The organism is Bradyrhizobium sp. B117 (genome assembly GCF_038969555.1).
Lineage (GTDB): Bacteria > Pseudomonadota > Alphaproteobacteria > Rhizobiales > Xanthobacteraceae > Bradyrhizobium.
This window is the reverse complement of record NZ_CP152414.1, coordinates 4,226,276-4,249,570: the sequence shown is the minus strand read 5'-3', so window position 1 is coordinate 4,249,570 and position 23,295 is coordinate 4,226,276. Positions and strand designations below refer to the sequence as shown.

Annotated in this window: 27 protein-coding genes; 18 read left to right on the top strand and 9 right to left on the bottom strand. The window is 63.9% G+C overall.

The window, feature by feature from the left end:
* Positions 1-324: 324 nt before the first annotated feature.
* From AAFG16_RS20805 to AAFG16_RS20780, 6 genes are all read left to right on the top strand, one after another.
* A complete protein-coding gene (locus AAFG16_RS20805) occupies positions 325-765 on the top strand; it encodes a GNAT family N-acetyltransferase (protein WP_342740371.1) in 441 nt (146 codons plus the stop codon).
* 37 nt (positions 766-802) lie between these two features.
* On the top strand, positions 803-1,618 hold the full coding sequence (locus AAFG16_RS20800; protein ID WP_342740370.1) for an alpha/beta hydrolase: 816 nt from the start codon (positions 803-805) through the stop codon (positions 1,616-1,618).
* Positions 1,619-1,721: 103 nt separating this feature from the next.
* Complete coding sequence (locus AAFG16_RS20795; protein ID WP_342740947.1) at positions 1,722-2,918, top strand: MFS transporter; 1,197 nt, start codon at positions 1,722-1,724, stop codon at positions 2,916-2,918.
* A gap of 54 nt (positions 2,919-2,972) precedes the next feature.
* Positions 2,973-4,139, top strand: coding sequence for an MFS transporter (locus AAFG16_RS20790; RefSeq protein WP_342740369.1), 1,167 nt, complete (start codon positions 2,973-2,975; stop codon positions 4,137-4,139).
* Positions 4,140-4,207: 68 nt separating this feature from the next.
* Positions 4,208-4,819 (top strand): PilZ domain-containing protein, encoded by a 612-nt coding sequence (locus AAFG16_RS20785; RefSeq protein WP_283086124.1) that lies wholly within the window; start codon positions 4,208-4,210, stop codon positions 4,817-4,819.
* A gap of 330 nt (positions 4,820-5,149) precedes the next feature.
* Positions 5,150-5,773 carry a transglutaminase-like cysteine peptidase gene (locus AAFG16_RS20780; protein ID WP_342740368.1) on the top strand — a complete coding sequence of 208 codons (624 nt, stop codon included), beginning with the start codon at positions 5,150-5,152 and terminating at the stop codon, positions 5,771-5,773.
* Positions 5,774-5,888: 115 nt separating this feature from the next.
* On the opposite strand, the gene AAFG16_RS20775 is transcribed toward AAFG16_RS20780, so the two are convergent.
* The 3 genes from AAFG16_RS20775 to AAFG16_RS20765 all read right to left on the bottom strand — a co-directional run bounded on the left by AAFG16_RS20775 (position 5,889) and on the right by AAFG16_RS20765 (position 10,376).
* Positions 5,889-7,652 carry a CHAD domain-containing protein gene (locus tag AAFG16_RS20775; protein WP_342740946.1) on the bottom strand — a complete coding sequence of 588 codons (1,764 nt, stop codon included), beginning with the start codon at positions 7,650-7,652 and terminating at the stop codon, positions 5,889-5,891.
* Positions 7,653-8,102: 450 nt separating this feature from the next.
* Complete coding sequence (locus AAFG16_RS20770; RefSeq protein ID WP_342740945.1) at positions 8,103-9,395, bottom strand: amidohydrolase family protein; 1,293 nt, start codon at positions 9,393-9,395, stop codon at positions 8,103-8,105.
* Between the two features lie 273 nt (positions 9,396-9,668).
* Positions 9,669-10,376, bottom strand: a complete 708-nt coding sequence (locus AAFG16_RS20765; RefSeq protein WP_342740367.1) for a GntR family transcriptional regulator — start codon at positions 10,374-10,376, stop codon at positions 9,669-9,671.
* Between the two features lie 255 nt (positions 10,377-10,631).
* Between AAFG16_RS20765 and AAFG16_RS20760 the strand changes: the two genes are divergently transcribed.
* The 7 genes from AAFG16_RS20760 (at position 10,632) to AAFG16_RS20730 (ending at position 16,618) form a co-directional block, all read left to right on the top strand.
* The gene (locus AAFG16_RS20760) at positions 10,632-11,618 is read left to right on the top strand and encodes an ABC transporter ATP-binding protein (protein ID WP_283086120.1); all 987 of its coding nucleotides are present in this window, start codon (positions 10,632-10,634) and stop codon (positions 11,616-11,618) included.
* A 42-nt stretch (positions 11,619-11,660) separates the two neighbouring features.
* Positions 11,661-12,947 (top strand): PotD/PotF family extracellular solute-binding protein, encoded by a 1,287-nt coding sequence (locus AAFG16_RS20755; RefSeq protein ID WP_342740366.1) that lies wholly within the window; start codon positions 11,661-11,663, stop codon positions 12,945-12,947.
* Complete coding sequence (locus AAFG16_RS20750; protein ID WP_342740944.1) at positions 12,947-13,906, top strand: ABC transporter permease; 960 nt, start codon at positions 12,947-12,949, stop codon at positions 13,904-13,906. Before AAFG16_RS20755 ends, AAFG16_RS20750 begins: the two co-directional genes overlap by 1 nt.
* A gap of 3 nt (positions 13,907-13,909) precedes the next feature.
* Positions 13,910-14,788 carry an ABC transporter permease gene (locus AAFG16_RS20745; RefSeq protein ID WP_342740365.1) on the top strand — a complete coding sequence of 293 codons (879 nt, stop codon included), beginning with the start codon at positions 13,910-13,912 and terminating at the stop codon, positions 14,786-14,788.
* A gap of 11 nt (positions 14,789-14,799) precedes the next feature.
* Entirely contained in the window at positions 14,800-15,531 is a 732-nt protein-coding gene (locus AAFG16_RS20740) for an aspartate/glutamate racemase family protein (RefSeq protein ID WP_283086117.1), read from the top strand.
* Positions 15,532-15,645: 114 nt separating this feature from the next.
* A complete protein-coding gene (locus AAFG16_RS20735; protein WP_027560085.1) occupies positions 15,646-15,837 on the top strand; it encodes a hypothetical protein in 192 nt (63 codons plus the stop codon).
* A 286-nt stretch (positions 15,838-16,123) separates the two neighbouring features.
* Positions 16,124-16,618 carry a hypothetical protein gene (locus AAFG16_RS20730; RefSeq protein WP_283086116.1) on the top strand — a complete coding sequence of 165 codons (495 nt, stop codon included), beginning with the start codon at positions 16,124-16,126 and terminating at the stop codon, positions 16,616-16,618.
* Between the two features lie 183 nt (positions 16,619-16,801).
* Here the strand turns inward: AAFG16_RS20730 and AAFG16_RS20725 are convergent, their stop codons facing one another.
* Positions 16,802-17,221: a hypothetical protein gene (locus AAFG16_RS20725; RefSeq protein ID WP_283086115.1), complete on the bottom strand. Its 420-nt coding sequence runs from the start codon at positions 17,219-17,221 to the stop codon at positions 16,802-16,804.
* Positions 17,222-17,324: 103 nt separating this feature from the next.
* On the bottom strand, positions 17,325-17,624 hold the full coding sequence (locus AAFG16_RS20720) for a hypothetical protein (RefSeq protein WP_283086114.1): 300 nt from the start codon (positions 17,622-17,624) through the stop codon (positions 17,325-17,327).
* 96 nt (positions 17,625-17,720) lie between these two features.
* On the opposite strand from AAFG16_RS20720, the gene AAFG16_RS20715 reads away from it, so the two are divergent.
* The gene (locus AAFG16_RS20715; protein ID WP_283087171.1) at positions 17,721-17,936 is read left to right on the top strand and encodes a hypothetical protein; all 216 of its coding nucleotides are present in this window, start codon (positions 17,721-17,723) and stop codon (positions 17,934-17,936) included.
* Here AAFG16_RS20715 and AAFG16_RS20710 read toward each other — a convergent pair.
* On the bottom strand, positions 17,933-18,463 hold the full coding sequence (locus AAFG16_RS20710) for a gamma carbonic anhydrase family protein (RefSeq protein WP_247327069.1): 531 nt from the start codon (positions 18,461-18,463) through the stop codon (positions 17,933-17,935). The genes AAFG16_RS20715 and AAFG16_RS20710 overlap by 4 nt on opposite strands.
* Before the next feature lie 86 nt (positions 18,464-18,549).
* Entirely contained in the window at positions 18,550-18,879 is a 330-nt protein-coding gene (locus tag AAFG16_RS20705) for a hypothetical protein (protein WP_235545387.1), read from the bottom strand.
* 218 nt (positions 18,880-19,097) lie between these two features.
* On the opposite strand from AAFG16_RS20705, the gene AAFG16_RS20700 reads away from it, so the two are divergent.
* From AAFG16_RS20700 to AAFG16_RS20690, 3 genes are all read left to right on the top strand, one after another.
* Complete coding sequence (locus AAFG16_RS20700; protein WP_342740364.1) at positions 19,098-19,805, top strand: hypothetical protein; 708 nt, start codon at positions 19,098-19,100, stop codon at positions 19,803-19,805.
* 194 nt (positions 19,806-19,999) lie between these two features.
* The gene (locus tag AAFG16_RS20695) at positions 20,000-20,494 is read left to right on the top strand and encodes a PaaI family thioesterase (RefSeq protein ID WP_342740363.1); all 495 of its coding nucleotides are present in this window, start codon (positions 20,000-20,002) and stop codon (positions 20,492-20,494) included.
* An 86-nt stretch (positions 20,495-20,580) separates the two neighbouring features.
* A complete protein-coding gene (locus AAFG16_RS20690; protein ID WP_283086110.1) occupies positions 20,581-20,979 on the top strand; it encodes a VOC family protein in 399 nt (132 codons plus the stop codon).
* A gap of 250 nt (positions 20,980-21,229) precedes the next feature.
* Here the strand turns inward: AAFG16_RS20690 and AAFG16_RS20685 are convergent, their stop codons facing one another.
* Both AAFG16_RS20685 and AAFG16_RS20680 read right to left on the bottom strand, forming a co-directional pair.
* Positions 21,230-21,565 (bottom strand): ABC transporter substrate binding protein, encoded by a 336-nt coding sequence (locus AAFG16_RS20685; RefSeq protein WP_342740362.1) that lies wholly within the window; start codon positions 21,563-21,565, stop codon positions 21,230-21,232.
* A 281-nt stretch (positions 21,566-21,846) separates the two neighbouring features.
* Positions 21,847-22,035 (bottom strand): hypothetical protein, encoded by a 189-nt coding sequence (locus tag AAFG16_RS20680; RefSeq protein ID WP_342740361.1) that lies wholly within the window; start codon positions 22,033-22,035, stop codon positions 21,847-21,849.
* Between the two features lie 676 nt (positions 22,036-22,711).
* On the opposite strand from AAFG16_RS20680, the gene AAFG16_RS20675 reads away from it, so the two are divergent.
* Positions 22,712-23,053: a cupin domain-containing protein gene (locus tag AAFG16_RS20675; protein ID WP_342740360.1), complete on the top strand. Its 342-nt coding sequence runs from the start codon at positions 22,712-22,714 to the stop codon at positions 23,051-23,053.
* Positions 23,054-23,295 lie beyond the last annotated feature (242 nt).

Sequence of the window (23,295 nt, the reverse complement as noted above, 5' to 3'; positions counted from 1 at the left end):
GCTTGCGTTGCTGGCCCGTTGTTCGGCAAAGGGGCCAAGACGATGCGAGCGATACGTTCACCATTCCCCGAAGGGCGCAAGCGGCAGGTCGTATCTACCAGAGCGAAACGTGGCGCGCCGTCCGCCAAGTGTCAAGAGTGATACGCCGTGGAAATTGCAAATAGTCTACACGCACGTGCTGGGCTACGATGAGTTGGCTCATCGCCTACGCGGAGCAGCGGATACGGAATCGGTGGTCCCGGATTGCGCTTCGCTCCATCCGGGCTACAACCGAAGGCAACGCCGATGCTACGTGACTATCAGCCAGCGGATGCGGACGAGGTCGTGCGCGTCGCGCTCGCCGCCTTCGCGGAATTCGAGCCGCACTTTTCCGATTGGCCGCTGTTTAACGCCAATGTCGCGAAGATGCCGAGGCTTGCCCAGACCGGCGAGATCATCGTCGCCGAAGATGGCGGACGCATCGTCGGTGCCGTGGCCTATATCGGTCCGAAAGCGACGAAGCCTGCGTTCTTCGATCCGGGGTGGCCGGTCATCCGCATGCTGGTGGTCGATCCCGCCGCGCGCGGCAAGGGCGTCGGGCGCCAATTGACGGAAGAGTGCCTGCGCCGCGCCGAGCGCGACCAGGCTCAGGTCATCGCCCTGCACACGACGCCAATCATGACGGTCGCACTGCCGATGTATCTGCGCATGGGATTTGTGAAGACCGGCGAGGCACCGGATATTCTGGGCGTGCCCTATGCAGTCTATGTCAAGGCGCTGGGGTAAGATGATGTCGGGATCGATTCTTTGACAGTCGGTTTGAATGACAAGCTGGACTAGCAGTGCCTGCGCAGCAAATGGCATCGACATCCATTATCTGCGAACCGGCGGCGACAAGCCCGCCCTGATTGCGCTGCATGGATTGACCGGAAGCGGCGCCTGCTGGACGCTACTAGCCCGCGCGCTCCAGGATCGCTACGACCTCATCATGCCGGACGCGCGGGGCCACGGCGCATCGAGCGCGCCGCGGCTCGGATATCTGTATCGTGACCTCGCCAACGATGTCATTGGCCTCATCGAGACGCTCGGGCTCGAAGCGCCGCTGCTGATCGGCCATTCCATGGGCGGCATGACGGCGGCTGTCGTTGCGAGCAGAATGGGCGCAGCCATTCGCGGCCTTGTTCTTGCCGACCCGACGTTCCTCAGTCCCGAGCGCCAGCGCGAAGTCCATGACAGCGACGTTGCCGAGCAGCATCGGCGACTGCTCGGTCGGGACAAGGACGAGGTGCTGGCCGAAGCGCGGCAGCGGCAACCGCACCGGTCGGGCGAATTGCTCGATCTGATCATCGACGCGCGGCTGCGGACCGAGACGCGTGCCTTCGAGGTGCTCACGCCGCCGAACCCGGATTATCGCGAGTTGGTCAAAGCCATTGCGGCCCCGAGCCTGCTTGTCATCGGAGACAATGGCGTTGTCTCCGTCGAGACGGCGCGGGAGCTGCAGGAGCTCAATCCACGCCTTCGCTGTGAGGTGATCGCGAACGCAGGCCATGGCCTGCCGTATGACAGGCCGGATGCGTTTGCGGCGGTGGTCAGGTCGTTTCTGGAGACGGTGGATGTGCCGCACACCCAATTGTCTTGAGCACCAGCCAGCGAACGTGTAAGGCCCGACCAGTCCCCACCCAGGTGCCCGCTTGAACCCCCTGCCCCAAAATCCCGTGGCCGCGTCCGGATCGTTCGCGGCGATGAAGTCCGTGCCGTACCGGCTCCAGTTCATCGCCTACGTGCTGGCGATGATGGCCGACAATATCGAGCATGTGATCAGCTATTGGGTGGTGTTCCAGAAATTCCACTCGCCGACGCTGGGCGGTTTTGCGGTGCTGTCGCACTGGCTGCCGTTCCTGCTGTTCTCGGTCGCTGTCGGCGGGCTCGCCGACCGGTTCGATCCGCGCCGCATCATCCAGTGCGGCATGCTGCTGTTCATCGCGGCCTCCGCCGGCTGGGGCTTCTTCTTCATCACCGATACGATCCAGATGTGGCACGCGATGCTGCTGCTGGTGATCCATGGCTGCGCCGGCGTCCTTTGGCAGACACCGAACCAGCTGCTGCTCTACGACCTCGTCGGCCCCGCCGATCTGCCGAGCGCGGTGCGGCTGAACGCGATGGCGCGCTATCTCGGCATCCTGGTCGGGCCTGCCGTCGGCGGAATCATCATGCTGACGCTCGGCACCTCGCACGGCATCATCTTCAACACGCTGTTCTACCTGCCGATGCTGCTGTGGCTGTTCTGGGCGCCGGTGCGCGACGGCAGCGTGGCGGTCCGGCGCTTCGCCGTGCGCGGCTTCGCCGACATCCTGCTCACCATCCGCGCCATCGGCACCCAGCCGGTGCTGACGGCGATGACGTGGCTTGTCGGCCTCACCTCCTTCATGATCGGCAATGCCTATCACGCCCAGATGCCCGGCTTTGCCGGCGATCTCGGCCATGGCGATCCTGGCGTCTCCTACAGCGTGCTGCTCGCGGCGGACGCCGCTGGTGCGCTGCTCGCCGGCATCGCGCTGGAATCGTGGGGACGGCTGAAGGGCACGCCGCGCACCGCGATCACGCTCGCAATGCTCTGGAGCGTCGCGTTGCTCGGCTTCGCCGCGGTAAGGATCTATCCGGTGGCGATCGTGCTGCTGTTCTTTGCCGGCTTCTTCGAATTGTCGTTCAACACCATGGCGCAGGCGCTGGTGCAGCTGAACGCGCCGCACGACATCCGGGGCCGCGTCGTCGGCCTCTACAACATGGCCGGGCTCGGCATGCGGGCCTTCAGCGGCATTACGGTCGGCGTGTTTGGCGCTGCGATCGGCATTCACTGGTCGCTCGGGCTCTCGGCGGCGATGCTACTGGCGCTGCTGTGCCTGCTCTATGGGCGCGCGACGCGGAAGCCAACCGGTTGACTCCGGCGTCTCCCGACCGCACCCTCGGCTTGAGGGGCATGGGGAGATGAGGCGTTGCGCAATCGCTGGGGCATTCTTGCGATCCTGTTCCTGGTTCGCCTCACCATTGCGTTCCAATTCCAAAGCGTGGCCGCGGTCGCGCCGCTGCTGCAACAGAGCTTTGGCGTCGGCATCGCCGATATCGGCATCCTGATCGGGCTCTACTTCACGCCCGGTGTGGTGCTGGCGCTGCCGGGCGGCGCGATCGGCCGGAGATTTGGCGACAAACCCACCACGATCGCCGCGCTCCTGCTGATGACCGCGGGCAGCCTCGTCATGGCCTCAACCGACATCTGGGGCTGGCAGATGACAGGCCGGCTCGCCTCCGGCGCCGGCGGCGTGCTGCTGACAGTGCAACTCACCAAAATGGCCGCCGACTGGTTCGCGGGTAAGGAGATCGCGACCGCGATGGCGATCTTCGTCAATTCCTGGCCGGCCGGCATTGGGATCTCGCTGCTGGTATTGCCGGCGCTCGGCACCGCCCATGGCGCGGGCGCGGTGTTCCTCGCCGCCGGCGCCCTCACTGCGATCGGCATTCTCTTGACCATGCTCTATCAGCCGCCGCCCGCAGCAACAGCCGGCCCGGCGGGCTCGGGCCGGCTCGATCCCCTCGCGCTGCTGGCGGTGATCGTCGCGGGCGCGATCTGGGGCCTCTATAATGTCGGCTTCGCCATGATCTTCTCGTTCGGCCCGTCCCTGCTCGCCGAGCGCGGCTGGAGCATCGCCTCCGCAGGCTCGGCGATCAGCGTCGTGATGTGGCTGTCGGTGATCTCGGTGCCGGCGGGCGGCTATCTCGCCGATCGCTTCAAGCGACCCTTTATGTTGGCGATCGCGGCCAGCCTCACTGTGGCCCTGCTGCTGGCCTGGTTGCCGAGGTCGGACGCCGTCATCAGCATCCTCGTCCTGATTGGCCTGATCGGCGGTCATCCGGCCGGCCCGATCATGAGCCTCGCTGCCCGCGTGCTCGCCCCGGAGACCAGGGCGATCGGGATGGGCGTGTTCTACACTCTTTTCTATGCCGCGATGATGCTGGGACCGGCTATTGCAGGGCGGCTCGCCAAATCGGCCGGCACCGCCGCGGTCGCGCTCGACCTCGGCGCAATGGCGGTGCTGGCCTGTCCGCCTTTGATGTGGCTTTTCGAGCGCATCGTTTCTGTCCGTCATCGCCGCGCCCAATCCTAACGCGGCATTAACCCTATGCACCTTAGGGTCGTCTCGGACTCCGCCAGGCGGGGGGTCGGGTTGTGAAAATGGCGTTGGCGAACAAAAAATTTCTTCCGGCCGCCGAGGAACGTCGGCGTTTCCAGCGGGTGAAGGTTCACCTGCTCGGCCGCTACATGCTGCCGGACCGCCGCGAATTCCCCTGCCAGGTGATCAACATGTCGCCGGGCGGCCTGGCGCTGCTCGCGCCGGGCATCGGCAATGTCGGCGACCGCGTGGTCGCCTATCTCGACCATATCGGCCGCGTCGAGGGCAAGATCGCCCGGATCATCGACAATGGCTTTGCCATGACGATCGGGGCGACGCCGCGCAAGCGCGACAAGCTCGCGGCGCAGCTGACCTGGCTCGCCAACCGCGACATCCTCAATTTGCCCGAGGATCGCCGCCACGACCGCATCGTGCCGCGCAACCCGATCGCGGTGCTGACGCTCGAGGACGGCACCAAGATGACCTGCCGCATCATCGACCTTTCTCTGTCCGGTGCGGCGATTGCCGCGGAGAACCGGCCGCCGCTGAAATCGACGGTTTTCCTCGGCCGCGTCCAGGGCCGCGTAGTCCGCAACCTCGAAGACGGCTTCGCGCTGGAGTTCATGCACGAGCAGCCAGCCGAGACACTCGAAGAGAGCGTTACCGCGCGGTAAAGCGCAACCGCACCAAAACCACTGTTTTTCCAGCCCAAGAGGCGGCCTCCGCGATGCGGACGCCGCCTTTTTCATGCGTCGTGACCGGCCTTGCGCGGGTTAACGCCGGCGCTCTGGCGCGCGCAAACGGCAGTTCCGTCAGCGTTTCCGCGTTAATCCCTAAAATTTGAATCAATTGCAGTATTCTCAAATTTTATTCGAAATCGATTCAAGTATAGATCGAATTCGCGGCCAGTTTTACTTTCATTCGTCTCGACTTGACTTGGTCGACTTAGCGGCAACTCAAAAGCTCCATGCGAAATGTGGTCCCAACAAGAAACGGGGGCCACGATGTTCGACTTCAGGGGACAGGGGAAAGGGCTGGCGATCGCCGCCATGCTCTTCGGGATCAGCGCGGCAGCGCAGGCCGGCGAAGGCCGTCTGCTCTACGCGAGCCTCGGCGACACCACGCGTGCGCCGATCGGCTGGGTCGAGTTCTGTGCGGACAATGCCGCGCATTGCCAGGGCGGGCCGACGCAGCCGCGCGACATCGTGATGTCGCAGACGGCATGGCGCGACCTCGTCAAGGTCAATCGCTGGGTCAACGAGACCGTCAAGCCTTTGACCGACCAGGAGCACTGGGGCGTGATCGAGCGATGGTCGCTGCCGACCGACGGCTACGGCGACTGTGAAGACTACGTGCTGTTGAAGCGCAAGATGCTGATGGATGCCGGATGGCCGCGCGAGGCCCTGCTCATCACCGTCGTGCGCGACAAGAAGGGCGAAGGACACGCGGTGCTGACGGTGAAGACCGACAAGGGCGAGTTCGTTCTAGACAATCAGAACGAGAACGTCGTGGCCTGGACGGAGACCGGCTACCGCTTCGTCAAGCGCCAGTCGCAGGGCGATCCCAACGTCTGGGTCTCGCTCGGCGACACCAAGCCGGCGGTCTCCACCGCCAGCGCACGAGATTAGGAACGAGACAACGAGTTACGCGACCCGGTCACATCCCCACCCCTCCCCGTCCCAGACCGGTTCGCGCGCGGCCAGGCTTCCCCCAAAGCCTGGCCGCAACTTTTTTGGATGCCGATCAGTTCTGCGACGCCCACGGCACACGCGCCGCGGTGAAATCGCGCCACGTGCTTTGCAGGGCTGGCTGCACGCCGACCGAGGCGCGCGCCTGCCAGCCGGCAATCGCAGCGGCCGCAATGGCGCTGTCGGGGGACTCGCCACCGAGCCCGTCGAGCAGCGAGGCCGTGACCGCCATGTCGTTGAAGGCGCCGAGCTCCTCCTGCAAGCCGGCGAGCCGGCGCGCGTAGCGTCTTGCGGATTTGCGATCGGCAAACAGCGGCAGCAGGAACTCGCTGAGATAGCGCAGCCGCTTGGCCGCGAGCCGCACCCGGTGCACCTGCTCGGCCGACAGCGACTTGAAGCGACGGCCGCGCTTGAGCACCTTGGCGTGCTGCTCCGACAGGATGCGCTGCGCGAAATTGACCGCGGGCTCGGCGAGTTGGCCGAGATCTTCGGCGGCGACGTCGTTGCGCCAGCCCCGCGTCTCGATCCAGCCGCCGAGGCCGATCAGGAACAGCGCGCAGCGGCGATCGCCGAGCGCACGATGCGCCTTGCGATAAGCTTCCGACTGGCGCCTGGCCGCGGCCCGGCCGAGCGTATCGAAGCCGGCGACCGCAGGACAGGCAGAGGCGATCGTCGGCAAGGTGTCGAGCTGGAACACGTCCCAGTCGCGCGCAGCCGACAGGTCCTGCGCCAGCCATTTGGTTTCAGATCGCAGCGCATCGAGGTTGCTGAGCGCGCCGACCGATCGCATCAGATCGAGCGCCGAGCGAAGCCGCCGCAGCGAGACGCGCAGCTGATGCACCCCTTCCGGATTGCGGCCGTCCTCGGCCGCCGGCAGCGATTGCAGCAGATGGAGGAAGCACGAGCGCAGGATGGTCTCGAAGGCTTCGTCGAGCGTGACCGACGGATCGAGCTGAAGCTTGCGCGGCCGGCGCGCTGATGGCGACTTGTCGGCGGCAAGATCGAAGCCGCGCGCCGACTTGCTGCGGATCGACGGCTTCACCGCGCCGTGCTCGGCAAGACGCAGCGCGATCTCGTAGATCGTGCTGGCGCTGCCGCTCTTCAGTTCGAGCTCGATCTCGCTCACCGGCAGCGACCGCTCGCCGGCGATCAGCTCACCCTGGTCGAAGGCGATCTCGACCGTGCCGGACGGCAGGTCGATCATTCGCGCATGACGATGGATGTCGGCGGTGAAGACGGCTTCGAGCGGTTGCGTCTCGAGCTGCTCCCGGAGCTTCTCCGGAATGAAAGGCATTGCCAGCGCGAGATCAGGCGCGAGTGACGGCACGCTCGCCTCCCACTCGCCACGACGTAGCGGATCGTCCGCGGCGTCGGTTTTCACGGTCTGTACGAAGCGCGCGCCGTTCTGGCGCACGCGCAGGCTGAGGCCGCTCTTCCGAAGCGCGCGCTCGGGCGTGTCGTAGTAGACCGACTTGAGATGCTTGCGCGTCCCCTTGTTGCGCGCGTTACTCGCGATGATCGGCGCGGTATTGAAATGCGCCATGCGCTCGGCATCGACAAGAAGCTTGAGCTCGATCTCGCCTGCGGAACGCGCGGCGACAGTCGACTGGGCGGGCTCCGGCGCGGGCGTCGCATCCTGCGACGGCGTCTGATCACTCACGGCGCCCTCGACGATCGCAGGTTCCGGACCGGGCTTGGCCGGATCAATTTGCCTGAGGAAGCCGGCGGCGACTTGCGTTCTCTTGTTGTCCTTTGGGACAGGATTCCCGTCCGGCGCGCTCGTGGTTTTGCGAGCCGGCGTAGCGTCTGATTTTAGCATTTCCGGTGACATGACAGTTCGATGACAGGCGGCCAGCATATAGCCGGTCGGGCCCGCGAGGAATAGTAACGTTACGTCGCAATGCATCATCGTCCACACGCCCCTGCGGGCGCAGAAATCAGGCGCGGACTGTGATAATTCGGTTTGGCGTTGCGAATTAAATTGCTGAAGCGTGCAGTAAGTGATCGAATTGACAGCGAATCTCGTCGTTCTCGAAAGCGAGATGAACGCGTCAGCGAGCTTGACTCAATGCTAGCCGAGAAATTCTTCCTGGTTCTGGAGACGCTTAGAAGCCACGCATCCGATGACCGGCCCGAAATTGTGACAAGTCCTGCAAGGCCGCCTGCGATCCCGGAGATTGCACCCGCCTCGCCGCGCAAGAAGCCGGCATCTGACGATCGCAACTAGAAGCGTTCCAATGTCGCAAAGCCGCGCGACGCGCCATGCGCGTCAATGTGCAAGACTGTTCTTGTAGATCCTGCCGCCCTTCATGATCACGACGAAATTCTTCGCGGGATCTTCGACGAGGGCGATGTTGTCGAGCGGATTGCCGTCGACGAGCAGGAGGTCGGCAAGCGCCCCCTCCTCCACCACGCCGAGCTTGCCGGGATAGGGATTGCGCAGGCCCGACAGGCTCAGCAGCTCTGCGTTCGCCGACGTCGCCATGGCCAGCGCTTCGGCGGGCGTGTACCAGCGCGTCAGCGCAGCGAGCATCGCGCCCTGCTTCTCCGCCAGTGCCTGCGAGAACAGCACGTCGGTGCCGAACGCGGTCTTGATCTTGTACTTCTTCGCCAGCGCGTAGACGCGGTCGGTGCCGGCAACCACCTGCCGCATCTTGTCCTGTTCCGAAGGCCCGAGCGCGGCGGCGCCGGAGATATCCAGGAACGGCTGCGTGCTGAGCCAGATGCCCTTCTCCGCGATCAGCTTCGCGCTCGCCTCGTCCATGAGATGACCGTGCTCGATGCATTTTACGCCGGCCGCGATCGAGCGCTGGATCGCGACCGACGTGTAGGCGTGCGTCGCCACGTAAGTGCCCCAATTGTCGGCGGCTTCGACCGCCGCGCGCAGTTCGGGCTCGGTGAAGGTGGAGACGTCGAGCGGGCTGAATGGCGACGCGACGCCGCCGCCCGCGGTGAGCTTGACCTGGGAAGCGCCCTGCATCAGCTGCTCGCGCGCCCTCACACGCACCTCATCGGGACTATCGGCGACCATGCTGCCGCCGATCTGCTCCATGCGACTGAGCATGCCGCCGATCGTGCGCGGTAGATCGGACAGCTGGCGAAAGTCGCCGTGACCGCCGGTGATGGTAATGATGGCGCCGGACGGATAGATGCGCGGACCTGCGACGAGATCCTCGTCGATGGCCTGCTTGAGGCCGAAGCTCGGCCCGCCCATGTCGCGAATGGTGGTGAAGCCGCGCATCAGCGTCGCCGTCGCTTCGCTCGCGGCAACCAGATTGTTGTAGCCAATGTCGCCCGCGAGCGCGGCCATCGGCGTCGGACGCACCAGCATCGCGTGCCAATGCGCGTCGATCAGCCCCGGCATCAGCACGCGCCCGCCGCCATCGATGATTTGTGCGGCGCCCGAAACGTCTCCCGTCGAAATCTTCTCGATGGCTCCGTTCCTGACGAGAACGCTGGATGGCGCCGAGAGCGCGCTGGCCTTACCGTCAAAGATCCGGACATTGCGGAACAGCACCGCGGAGTCCTCGGCCGCTGCTGACGAGGGGCCGCCGAGCCCCATGGCAGTGCCGGCAAGCCATGCAGCGAATGCGAAAACTTTGGCCGACATCCTCAAACCCGACATATCCAGCTTTCCACTGAGGTCTAGGGCTACGCGAGGGGTGATGGCAGGCACGCGACGTCTGGCCGCCAGTTGACCCCGACGTTTATCTTCCGTCAACTTACTACCCGGGCGGCAAGATGCAGCCCTGCCATCTCCGTTGATGGGGGATCGGCGCGGTCAACCGCAATTGAATCAAACGGGTGGCGGGTGACGTCAGACTTCGCGCGCCACTCACGCGCCCAGCACGTCCGCGAGCCGCAGCTCGTCGGCGGCGGGATCCTTCAGGAACAGCTCGGCCTCGATCTCTCGCAGATGCGACAGCATCTGCGCCCGCGCGGCCTCCCGGTCGCGCTTGCGGATCGCAGCGACGATGCCGGCGTGATGATCGGTGCCGCAGGCCGGCGTGTCGTGGCGGCGATAAAGCAGGATGATGAGCGAGGAGCGCGCAATCAGCTCCTTGAGGAAGCCGAGATAGATGCTGTGGCCGCTCATCTCGGCAATGAGCCGGTGAAACTCGCCGGAGAGGCGGACGGACGCGCGCGCGTCGCCGCGCAGCTCGGCCTCGCGCTCTTCCGTGAGATGTTGCTGAAGGCGGTCGAGCCAGGCCGGCGATGCCGCACCGATGGCGTGATCGACGATGGTGGTTTCGATCAGGCGGCGCGCCTCGAACACTTCGCGGGCATCCGCCGGCGTCGGGCGCGCAACGAAGGCGCCGCGGTTCTTCTCGATGTTGACGATGCCCTCATGTGCAAGCTGCTGGAGCGCGGTGCGCACCAGCGTGCGGCTCGCGCCGTAGATCTCGCCGATCTCGTCCTCGCCGAGCTTCGTGCCTGGCAGCAGTCGGTGCTCGAGGATCGCGGCGGTCACGCCTTCCCTGATCCGGCTGACGCGATCGCTCGCATCTGGCGCATCGGATTTTTGGCGGGTCTTGGCGGCCATGGGTTTGAAGGCTCGATCGGCGAATATCGGGCCGAATGTTAGTCGACGAGCTGTATCCAATCACAGGCGAAACTTTATACAATCTGCGCCCGTTTTGTGTGCAGGTGTCTGCGCGCGCGCCGGGCAGCTCGGATGCTCCGGATTCGATCTAACGATCTGACTCCGCAGCACTGTTTCTGGGAATCGGCGGACCGAAACCTGTTGGCACGGACCTTGCGGAGAGAGGCCCAGCATCGCCCTCCCCTTGGACACGCCATGGCCACTCCCGCCGCTCTCGAACTCGTCGCCGTCACCAAGCGCTATGACACGACGCTGGCGGTCGACAACGTCAACCTGAAGATCCCGGCGGGCACCTATTGCTGCCTGCTCGGCCCCTCCGGCTGCGGCAAGACCTCGACCTTGCGCATGATCGCGGGCCATGAGGCGGTCAGCGAAGGCGACATCATTCTGGGCTCACAGAACGTCACCGATCTGGAGCCGGCCAAGCGCGGCACGGCGATGATGTTCCAGTCCTACGCGCTGTTTCCGCACCTGACCGTGCTCGACAACGTGGCGTTTGCCCTGAAAATGCGCGGCGTCGATCGCGCGACACGGCACAAGCGCGCCGGCGAGCTCCTCGAGCTCGTGGCCATGAGCCCCTATGCCGGCCGGCTGCCGGCGCAGCTCTCCGGCGGCCAGCAGCAGCGCGTCGCTCTCGCCCGCGCGCTGATCACCGAGCCGCAGATCCTGCTGCTCGACGAGCCGCTGTCAGCGCTCGACCCGTTCCTGCGGGTCAAGATGCGCGGCGAACTCAAGCGCCTCCAGCGCGAGCTCGGCATCAGCTTCATCCAGGTCACCCACGGCCAGGAAGAGGCGATGGCGCTCGCCGACCACATCGTGGTGATGAACCACGGCAGGATCGAGCAGCAGGGTTCGGCCCGCGACATCTTCCATCATCCCCGCACCGAATTCGTGGCGCGCTTCATCGGCGGCCACAACGTCCTCAGCGACGCCGGCAACCTCATCGCCGTGCGCGCCGATCAGCTCGGCATCATGCCGTTTGCCGACGGCGCGTTCGGCGCGCCGGCGCTGCTGACCCAGACCGAGTACCAGGGCTCCTACATCGCCGTCTCGCTTACGCTCGACGACGGCACCGCCCTGTTCTCCCACGTTCCGGAAGCCACCTTCGACGTTCACCCGTTCCGTCCGGGCGATCGCGTGCTGGCCACCTGGGATCCCGCCAAGGCGCAGCGCCTGCAATAGCGCCGATCGATCAGTGGAATGCGCAACAGAGGAGTGATTGACATGACCGAGACGACCAAGAAGGGTTTTAGCCGCCGCTCGCTGCTCAAGGGCACCGCCGGTCTCGCCGGCCTTGCCGCCGGCTCCGGCGTGATCACCGGCTTTCCCTATGTGCACTCGGCCGAGCCGAAGGTGCTGCGCTATCTCGGCACCGCCGTGAACGAGGGCGACGACATCTCCAAGCAGTGCCTGAAGGACACCGGCATCAAGATCGAATACATCACCGCGACCACCGACGACGTCACCAAGCGCGTGATGACCCAGCCGAACTCCTTCGACGTGCTGGATACTGAATATTTCTCGCTGAAGAAGATCGTGCCGTCGGGCAACATCCTTGCGCTCGACGCCAAGAAGATCAAGCAATTCGACAACATCACCCCAGTCTTCACCAAGGGCGAGACGCCCGGCGGCAAGAAGATCGGCGGCCAGGGCACCGCGCCGTGGAAGGTGCTCTATCTCGAAGGCAAGGATTCCAAGAAGTTCGCGACCTCGGCGACCGAATTCGTCACGCTGATCCCGACCGTCTACAACGCCGACACGCTCGGCATCCGTCCCGATTTGATCAAGCGGTCGATCAGTTCGTGGTCCGAGCTGCTCAATCCCGAGTTCAAGGGCAAGGCCTCGATCCTCAACATCCCCTCGATCGGCATCATGGATGCCGCGATGGTCGTGGAAGCCAGCGGCAAATACAAATATGCCGACAAGGGCAACATGACCAAGGAAGAGATCGATCTCACCATGAAGGTGATGACCGAGGCCAAGAAGGCCGGCCAGTTCCGCGCGTTCTGGAAGGATTTCAACGAGAGCGTCAACCTGATGGCGTCGGGTGAGACCGTCATTCAATCGATGTGGTCGCCGGCGGTGACGAAGGTGCGCTCGATGGGGATCGCCTGCACCTTCCAGCCGTTGAAGGAAGGCTATCGCTCCTGGGCTTCGGGGTTCTGCGTGTCGAAGGGCGTGTCGGGCGCGAAGCTCGACTGGGCCTATGAGTTCGTGAACTGGTTCCTGTCCGGCTATGCCGGCGCCTATCTCAACCGCCAGGGCTACTACTCCGCCGTGCTCTCCACCGCGAAGGCCCACATGGAGCCCTATGAGTGGGCGTACTGGATGGAAGGCAAGCCGGCCGAGAAGGACATCAAGGCGCCCGACGGCTCGCTGCTCGAAAAGGCCGGCGCGGTGCGCGACGGCGGCTCCTACGAGGACCGCATGGGCGCGGTCGCGTGCTGGAACGCGGTGATGGACGAGAACGACTACATGGTCCGCAAGTGGAACGAGTTCATCGCGGCGTGATGGACATGTCGGAAGAAGTCCTGCAACAGGCGTCTCCGGGCTTGATCCCGGGGTCGGGCACAGCGCGCGCCGCGAAGCCGACGCGCCTGTCGCCTTCCTTCATCTCCTGGCTCCAGGCCGGGCCGATGATGCTGGTGTTTCTAGCCTTCTTCCTCATTCCGCTCGTCTTCGTCGTCATCGTCTCGTTCTGGGACTACAACGAATACCAGCTGCTGCCGGCTTTCTCCGGCCGCGGCTACACCGATACGTTCGAAGGCTGCATCGCGCAACTCCCCGATCTCTGCACCATCGGCAAGACCTATCTGAAGACGCTCAAGCTGTGCTTTCTGGTGTGGGCGATCACGCTCTTCATCGGATTCTGGGTCGCCTACTTCCTCGCCTTCCACGTCAAGTCCAAGACCTGGCAGATGGGATTGTCGCTGCTCTGCACGATCCCGTTCTGGACCTCCAACGTGATCCGCATGATCGCCTGGATCCCGCTGCTCGGACGCAACGGCCTCGTCAACTCCGGCCTGATGAAGACCGGCCTGGTCAACCAGCCCGTGGAATGGCTGCTGTTCTCCGAATTCTCCGTGGTGCTGGCCTTGGTGCACCTCTTCACCTTTTTCATGGTGGTGCCGATCTTCAATTCGATGATCCGCATCGACAAGTCGCTGATCGAGGCTGCCTATGATGCCGGCGCCACCGGATTACAGACGCTGGTCAACGTCATCATTCCGCTGGCAAAACCCGGCATCGTAATCGGCTCGATCTTCGTCATCACCATCGTGATGGGCGACTTCATCACCATCGGCGTGATGGGCGGCCAGCAGATCGCGGCAGCCGGCAAGATCATCGAGACGCGGCTGAACGCACTGCAATTCCCGGCGGCCGCGGCGAACGCCGTGATCCTGCTCGCCATCACTTTCCTGATCATCACCATGATGTCGCGCATCGTCGACATCAGGAAGGAGCTCTAGAGCATGAAGGAAGGACGCCCGCGCAGCTTCTACGTGCTCGCGATCTTCTTCGCGGCCTATGTGCTGTTCCTCTACGGCCCGATGATCGCGATCTACGTGCTGTCGTTCCAGGGGCCGCAGGGCGGACTCACCTTTCCGATGAACGGCGTCTCCACCTTCTGGCTGGCAAAGCTGTTCGAGGGGACCGGCATCGTCGATCTCGGCGCCGCCTTCCGCCGCTCGCTGCTGCTCGGCCTCGTGGTGATGGTCGTCACCGTCGTGCTGTCGGTCGCCGCCGGCATGGCGTTCCGCAGGAAATTCAAGGCACAGAGCATCCTGTTCTACTCGGCGATCGCAAGCCTCATCGTGCCCTCGATCATCACCTCACTCGGCATCTCGCTGGAATTCCGCATCATCGACGATCTGATCAAGGCGCATTGGAACGAGAATTTCGAAACCTCGATGGGCCTGCTTACCTCGGGCCTGGGCGCGCACCTGACCTGGACGCTGCCATTCGGCCTGCTCATCATGTTCGCGATCTTCAACCGCTTCGACCCGCGCCTCGAGGAAGCCGCGCGCGATCTCGGCGCGACGCCGTGGCAGACCTTCCGCTACGTCGTGCTGCCGATCATCCTGCCGTCGGTGATCGGCATCGGCCTGTTCGGCTTCACGCTGTCCTGGGACGAACTCGCCCGCTCCAGCCAGGCGATCGGCCCGGTGAACACGCTGCCGCTCGATCTGCAGGGCCTCACCACCACCGTGACCAAGCCCGACATCTACGCGCTCGGCACCGTGATCTCGGCGGTGTCGTTCGCGGTGATCACGCTTGCGCTCGGCACCATCCACATGCTCAACAAGCGGCAGGCGGCCAAGGGCTCGGACGCCGGCAAGGGACTTGTCTGAGAAGGATCGCGATGCGGCTGCACATCGTCAATCCCAACACCACCGCCTCGATGACGGCGAAGATCGCTGCTGCCGCGCGCGGCGTTGCGCTGCCCGGCACCGTGATCGACGCGCGCCAGCCCAACATGGGCCCGGTCTCGATCGAAGGCTTTTACGACGAGGCCTTTGCGGTGCCCGGCATGCTCGGCTGCATCCGCGAGGCCGACCGCGATGGCGCCGATGCGCACATCATCGCCTGCTTCGACGACACCGGCTTAGATGCCGCACGCGCCGCGGCGATGACGCCAGTGATCGGCATCGGCGAGGCCGGCTTCCACATGGCGAGCCTGATCGCGGCGCGCTTTGCCGTGGTGACGACGCTCGGTGTCTCCATCGTGCCGATCGAGCACAACTTGCGGAAATACGGCCTCGCCGAGCGCTGCGCTCGCGTCCGCGCCGCCGAGGTGCCGGTGCTCGCGCTCGAGGAGCGCAACACTGATGCGCTTGGAAAAATCTCCGCGGAGATCACCGCCGCGATCCGCGCCGATCGTGCCGAGGCCATCGTGCTCGGCTGTGCCGGCATGGCCGACCTCGCCGCTGAACTCGCCGCCGCGCATGGCCTGCCCGTGATCGACGGCGTCGCCGCGGCGGTCACGCTGGCGGAAGGATTGGTGCGGCTCGGGCTGAAGACGTCGCGGCTCGGGCCCTACGCCGCGCCGCGATCGAAGACCTATTCCGGCCCGTTCGCGCCGTTCCAGCCGTGAGCCTCAACCCGCGACCGGCAATCCCGATCAACTTTTATGTTTCTGTCATAGAGCGCGGTGTTTTCGCGCCAACCCCGTGCTAGGAAGCCGCACCAGTAGTTCTACGGGGCCTATATGAAAAAGAATGACGTGACGTGTTCCGCGTGCGGGGCCGGCTTTCGGCGATTGGAGCTGTCGACACCGCCGGCCAACAAGGGCGAGTACCGCTGTCCCGCCTGTGACGAGGTCGTGGAGACCTTCGATGGCAGCGCGTTCATCGCCTACCGCATGACGATCCAGCCTTCGATGAAGGCCGCCCGTCCCTAGCGGATTCGTTGCATGAACACAGGGCCGTCCTCGGACGGCTCATCGTAATTCGATACCCCGCTCATGCCGAATTCGGCGTGGGCGGGCTTTTTTTGGGCACACCGATCCCGGTCCCGGGAAGCCGCCGGGCTTGGAACAATTACGTTTTCCGGCTCACGGCCTCTTTTTGGTCCCATTCCTTGCGGAAACGTAACGTTTTCGGGACATCCCCGGCCGCCGCTTGTTCTGCGTTCTTGGGTTGCCGGTCTTCGCCACTCACCAAGTTTCAATTTGGGTTTTGTCAGCGATGATCGATCTCGCAAAGGACACATCCTCCAACCCCCTCCTTCGTCTCGGCGCCCAGCCTATCGCGCTGACCGCCGCCGCCCTCCTCCTGCTCGTCGCCGGCGTGACCTCGATGGCGATCTGGCGCGCCTATACCGGCGCTGCACCGGAGACGGACCGGGTGGTGGCCTCGCGGCAGCTCCAGGCCCGCACGGCCCAGGCGTCCGAGCAGCTCGTCGAGAAGACCAGGGGGCTGGAAGCCACCCAGCAGGAATCGATCGACCAGCTCCAGGTCGTGCAGGACCAGCTCCAGACCATGAAGCGGCTGATGGCGGCGCAGCAGGCCGACACCAAGCGCCTCTCCGAACAGGTCGCAACACTGAACGAGTCGATCGACGGCCTGCGGCAGTCCTACGCCAGCGCGCGGGCGACAGAGGGGGAAACGCCCTCGGTTACTCGGCGGAAACCGGCACGGCACCGCGTGCATGTCAGCGCGCGCAAACGCTCGCGCGGCTGAGCAGCCACGGCCCGACTTTATTTTCGGCACTTGTGAACTGGATCACATTCCCCCGTATGATTCCGCGCCATGCTTGCCGTCACCGGATGGCGTGAGCCGATTTCAATATCCGGGGCTGGCAAGGTCGTTGACGGTATACTGCGTCAACGGCCTTGTTTTTTATGGGTTCGGCCGGCCGCCCGGCTATTCGCAGACGTCGACGCTTCGGTATCGCCATCCCGCGGGCGTCATCACGCGCTTGCGCGCGACGTAGCAGCCACCATAACCACCGTCGTCGTAGCCGGTCCCATAATAGGAGGGGTCGCCGTCATAGGGGTATCCGTAACCGTAGCCATAGTAGCCGCCGTAAAGGCCGGCGCCGGCAATTCCCGCCCCGATGGCAACGCCGGGCCAGAAGCCGCCGCCATGCCAGTGGCCGCCACGGCCCCAGCCGCCAGCACCATGCCAGCCACCGCCACCGTGCCAGCCGCCACCGCCGTGCCAGCCGCCACCGCCGTGAAAGCCGCCGCCATGTCCGAAACCGCCCGCAGCTCGAGCTGCCTGCGGCGCCGACAGCCCGACTGCCGCGACGGCCAGCGCCGCCATGATCATCTTGCGTAACATCACTCGATCCTCCGCGTGGACACGCTCCACGCTTCAAAGCAGGATCAAGCTACCGTCACTTGGGCATTCCCGACAGCCACACTGTCTCACTTCCGCGCGAGCGTCAGCAGCCGCGACAGATACTCTTGAGCTTCTTGTCGAGCATGCGGTTCTCAGCGTTGACGGCGGCATCGGTCGATCCACCGCTGCCGGTGCCGGTGGTGGCTCCCGAGCCCGGGCCGGATGATTGAGCCGTCCCCAAACTATTTGTCCCGGGCGGCGGGGCTGGCGAATTGGCGACGCCGCCGGTCGATCCGGCAGAACCCGTGCCGCCGGTTGCTTGCGCGAACGATGCAGCCGGCATCGCCGCGAGACTGAGGATCACGATCAAGGTCTTCATTGAAACGGTTGGCGATCTGGCCATCGGACACGCTCCTTTGGTTGACCAACCGCCCCGGCAAAGACCGGTTCCGGAACAAATGACGGTCCCATCGGCTTGAACCGGGAGACAGGCGCGCTCATGCGCGAGCTGATCGCCGCGACCTCGGACCAATGGGAAGGCAACGTCACGATGACCGATCGCGACCCTTTTGCAGAAGGCGAACGCGCCGCGCGCGAAAACATTCCGCCTGAAGCCAACCCCTATTCAGACGGCAGCGACGAGCATGCGCTGTGGTCGGCGGGGCACGAGAAAGTCGCAAGCGCCAGGGAAGCCCGCGAGTCCGAAGGCAGCTAGCCGATCCGCTTCAGGCCCTTCTTGAAGCGCGGGCCGTTGGCGACGTAGAACTTTGCCGCACTTCCCATCTTCTGGACCTGGGCGTCGTCGAGCGTGCGGATCACGCGCGCGGGCGAGCCGATGATCAGCGAGCGTTCGGGAAATTCCTTGCCCTCGGTGATGACCGAGCCGGCGCCGACGATGCTGTTGCGGCCGATCTTCGCGCCGTTCATCACGATCGAGCCCATGCCGATCAGTGCGCCCTCCTCGATCGTGCAGCCGTGCAGGATGACGTTGTGGCCGACGGTGCAGTTCCGGCCGATGACAAGCGGAAAGCCGAGATCGGTGTGGCAGGTCGAGCCGTCCTGCACGTTGGCGCCTTCGCCGATCTCGATCCATTCATTGTCGCCGCGCAGCACCGCGCCGAACCAGACGCTGGCGCCCGGCTTCAGGCGCACGCGGCCGATCACGGTCGCGGTCTCCGCGATGAAATAATTGCCGTCAGCCGGAAGATCGGGCGCCTGCCCATCGAGCTCGTAGATCGCCATGAAGGTCTCCTGTCGCGTTGACCCTGGCATAGCCAAACGGCGACGCGGAGGCAAAGGGCCGCCGCGCCACGCAGCCCTGCAAGGCCTCAGGCCAGCACGCCCGCCGCGCGCAGCGTCATCAGGAAAAAGGTGCCGCTCATCATGCTCCAGAAGGCGGCGATGAGGGTCGCCATCATCACGAACTCGAGGCGGCGGCTTTCCAGCCGCATGCCGCGCAGCGTGTTGCGCATGATGATGAAGGGCGCCGCGAACACCAGGAACGGCACGGCCGCGAAGGTCTTCGGCGCGACGCCGGCCTGCAACAGGCCGAATCCGGCAGGCCGCTGCGTGGCGGCCTGATATCCGTTCACGAGGGCGCCGGCGAGCGCGAAACCGATGCAGATCGAGAAGAAGGTATTGAGAGCTTCAGGTGTCATCGGAACAGTCCGCCCTTACGCAACGCGAGGAGCCTTCCTGTGACAAAAAGTGCTGGTTAACGCTACATTATCCTTAAGGGAAGGTTAACGCCGCCGGCCGGCCCGCGCAGGGCCCTTCCCGTTCCCCGCAGGCGGGGGACGCTGCGCGAAATCGCCGCCGCATGGCATATTCGCCGCTGATTCGTCGGCCAGCGGCCGACCTCCGGCTCGCGCAACCCATGACGATGTTTTCGGCAGCTCCCCTTAGGTCTCCCCGGACGCGCACCCTGGCGCATGTCGTCCCGATCGTGCTCGGCGGCATTGCTGCGGCGGGCGCGGTCGCGCTGGTGGCCTACCTGCTGTGGCCGACTTGGGGCGCGGGCGGCGCGAGTGCGCCGGACAAGCTGCCGGTCAGCGTCGGCGGCACGCTGTTCAACCTGCCGGCGGCGGCGATCCGGATGAAGATCCAGCGGCACACCGGGCCGCAGGAGCGCATCGATCTCGACTTCCTCTATCCCTCGCTGGAACCGCCCGGCGCGCCGAAGCACGTTACCGCCGACACGGTGGAAGCGGCGGTGCAATCGATCGACCGCATCTTCCTGTCGATCGCAGCCCACCACGATGCGCTCTCGCCCGAGCAGCGAACGACCACGATCTATCCGCGCTATCTCGACCAGGCCACCACCCAGCCCGAGGATGGTCTGACGATGCGGATGTTCCGCGCCGACACACCTTACGGCAGCGAGGATTTCTATTCCGCGACAAACCCCGCGCTGACCGCGCGTTGCACCCGCGATGCTTCCACCCCCGGCATGTGCCTCTCCGAGCGCCGCGTCGGCGGCGCCGACCTCACCTTCCGCTTTCCGCGCGGCTGGCTGTCGCAATGGCGCGAGGTGGCAGAGGCGATGGAGAAGCTGACGACGCAGCTGCGCGGGCCGAAGGGCTGAGCGCGGCTTCCCTGCCCGCCGCGGGATCGGCTTGGGACGAGCCGGGAGCCTCCCGACAAAAAATTGAAAACAACCCCATGCACAGTAGCCAAGCGCCTGTCATGGCTTCGTATTTTCATGAATTCGTATTTTTCGAAGAAGAACTTGCCCCGTCGGGCAAAACAGTGGCATGATGTCATCATGGGGCGATCGACGTGAATGACGCGGCAACACCTCTCCCGCCCGGTGCCCAGTTGCTCGGACGCGAATGGCTTGGCTTTGACGAGAGCGGGCACGCACTGATCCGCTTCCAGGCGCAGCTCGATTTCACCAACAGGCACGGAACGATCCAGGGCGGCTTTCTTGCTGCGATGCTGGACTCCGCCACCGGGATTTGCGCGCTGGCGGCGCTCACATCCGAACTGACCGTCGTCACAAGAAGTCTCGATACGCGCTTCCTGAAGCCCGCATCGGTCGGTCCGATCATCGCACGCGCGCGCGTTACCGAACGGACGGAGCGCGACATGGTCGTACACGCCGAGCTCGTCGATGCCGAGGGCATCATCTCGCCGACGCCACCGCGCGGCTGCGCATTCTTGCAAAGAAGTAGATCTCGAAGCCGCAGGCGCAACCAGTGGCAAAGGCACAGCGACCGCGCTGCCGGACGAAAGGCTCCTCCGAAGGCCGCGGGTAAAACGTCACTGCCGTGAAGCAGGAGGCTGCTGACAGCATGCTGTCAGCAGTGGGGCGATACTGCTCGACGGAAGCGCTGAAACATTCAGAAGGAACTGGGTTCATGAACTTCGCCTCAATACGTCTGATCGCCCGCGACATCAAAGCCGTGGTCGGATTCTACGAAGAGGTAACAGGCAAGACGGCCGATTGGCTCGCACCCGTCTTCGCCGAGATCGTGACTCCAACAGCCGCAGTCGCCGTCGGAAGCGCGGAGACTGTCGCTCTCTTCAAGGAAGGAAGCGCCGAACCCGCCGCCAACCGTACGGCAATCATCGAATTTCAAGTGACGGACGTTGATGCCGAGTTTGAACGATTGAAGGGCCAAGTCGAAGTCGTTCACGAACCGAAGAATTTGCCGTGGGGCAATCGCGCAGTTCAATTCCGTGACCCCGAGGGCACGCTGGTTAGCCTGTATACTCCCGTTACCGACGCTGCCAAACAGCGGTTTGGATCTCGGTAAGCGGACAAGTCGAGATAATTTAGCTGCGTATCGGTCGCTCACGCCCGCCATTGGCGCCCGTCAATTGCAGTCCCCGAGACTAGCCGCACTTCTACGCGTTCGATCAAATGGGCGCACGCATGCAATGTCTGTTCGGGGTCATTCTCGTCGATCAGCTGGGACCATGACCAGGTCCGGTCTACGCCAAAGAGCTGACGCCAAGATGAGGATTGAGGTTCGACGCTAAGGGCCATAACCGGAAATACAAGGTTCACTCGATCACCTCGTCGGCGCGGGCGAGGATCGAACGCAGGATTGTGATACCCAGCGTCTTGGCGATCTTTAGATTGACAATCAGATCAATTTTGGTCGGCTCCTGGACGGGCAGATCGGAAGGCTTGGCGCCCTTAGGTTTCTTGTCGACGTAACCGGCGCATTGGCCGAAAATGGCTTTGATGTTAGGCATGTAACTCAAGAGACCGCCTGCATCGCTAAGAAGCACGCTCAGCAGACGGTGCTCGCGCGCAAGGTCGCCCAAACGCGCCCGATGTCTGTAAGTAAGCGACGAGCCAAGCGCCACCACGGCTTCGGCGTGCGCCCTATCCATCGCGGAATGGCAGATACGTCACTATTGCCTGTGGTTGCGGGTGGGGCACTGGTAGTGAAAGCAGAGGAGAGGAATAGTAATGAATCGTGTTACGATAGCCCTAGTCTTTGTCCTGATCACACTATCGCCTGTTCATGCCCAATCTTCGGATTGGAACAGGACTATCCGCCAGCAATCCTGGTCCGGACTCGCTTACCGCGACGAGAACGCCTACCGTGAGCAGGTTGAACGTTCCTTAGACCCTTCCAATCCTTTTGTATCGGACTCACAGAAGCAACTGATCAGGAATCAATACCTTGAATACCTGCGGCATCAAGAGCAGCAGCGTATTCAACAGCAAGGGCAAAGATACGAGATAGAGCGGGAACGGCAGCGCTAGCGAACGCGGCATCAAACTCCTCGGCCGTTCTGGCGGGCACGAGTTGCAATGTGACCGCCAGCTTCTGCGCCGCCGCCTCGATCGACGGCATCGCGACCTTATGCTGCTCGTATGTCGAATCCCAGAGGATCGCGATCCGCCGGGCGCTGGGCGCGGCGCAACTTCGCCGATGGGCCAACAGGCGACTTCTCAGGATTGATACGAATAGACAACCAGCAGGAGCTACTTGCGAATGGAAATCATTGCCTTCGTTTATCTGTCCATCTCAGAAGGGCCAACGCAATCATGCCAATCGGCCAGACAACAAAGATGGTTGTCTCCCAGTCTTTGAACGCCCGATATTCATCGGCAGTATGGGGATAGCCGCGTGTTGAACAATAGGCGCTACGACAATCGTGCGGGAGACAGTTGCCGGTCGCGCACTCACGTATAGGCCCATCTCCAAACCGGCTTGCACCGTAGATGAACAAAATCATCATAGGTATGGCCACCGCGTAATAGGCAATGGCGCGCCGCCTAGACTTAAACGAAAATCTCAGAAAACCCATGGTGCCGAATATGAGCCATGGGCAGTCAATGTTCCAGTGGGGAGCCACGGATGGCATCCGCATTAAACCGCTTTGGTGAGCCAACACGTCCGCTTCGGGTCAAAATGCGAAGAACTCAACGTGAGCAAATCCAGTCCGCTATGCGCCGTTGAACGGACCTGAATGGGGCGCTACGTGGGCTTGTAGGTAATTCGGCTCTGGAAACGCGTGGGAATATCGATGACAATCCAGCCAGGCAATCTATTCACGGATGTGGCGGATGTTTCGGCCGCCAACATAGGGGAAGAGGCGTTCAGCGAAATCCTCGCGCGGCCTGGCTTGAAGATCGAGCGCATTATATCGCAGGGGCAAACTAGTCCGCCGGGCTTCTGGTATGATCAGGCGTGGAACGAGTGGGTGATCGTGCTGAAAGGGCGCGCCACATTGCAGTTCGAACATAAGCTTGCCGCGCGATCGCTGGGCGTGGGGGATTACGTCTTCATCCCTGCAAGGAAACGCCATCGCGTCGAGTGGACGGAGCCGCAACAGCCAACGGTCTGGCTCGCCGTCCATTTCGAGTGAGCGCTTATCGCAATCGGATCAGCACCGGCCGCGTGGCACGCATCGTGAGCTATCCGGATTGGGGCACGATCGACGCGGCCGAGAAACGCAGGGAAGCGCTGCTCGGCTAGCCGCGGGAGAAATTCGTCACGATCCCCGACATGCTCGTAGCGGTGGGCGCGTGACGGAGAACCGTGCGCAACTCAAGAGATCGGCGTTGAATTGGTCGAACGCAAGGGCCACGGGCGTACGGCTCACGCCAG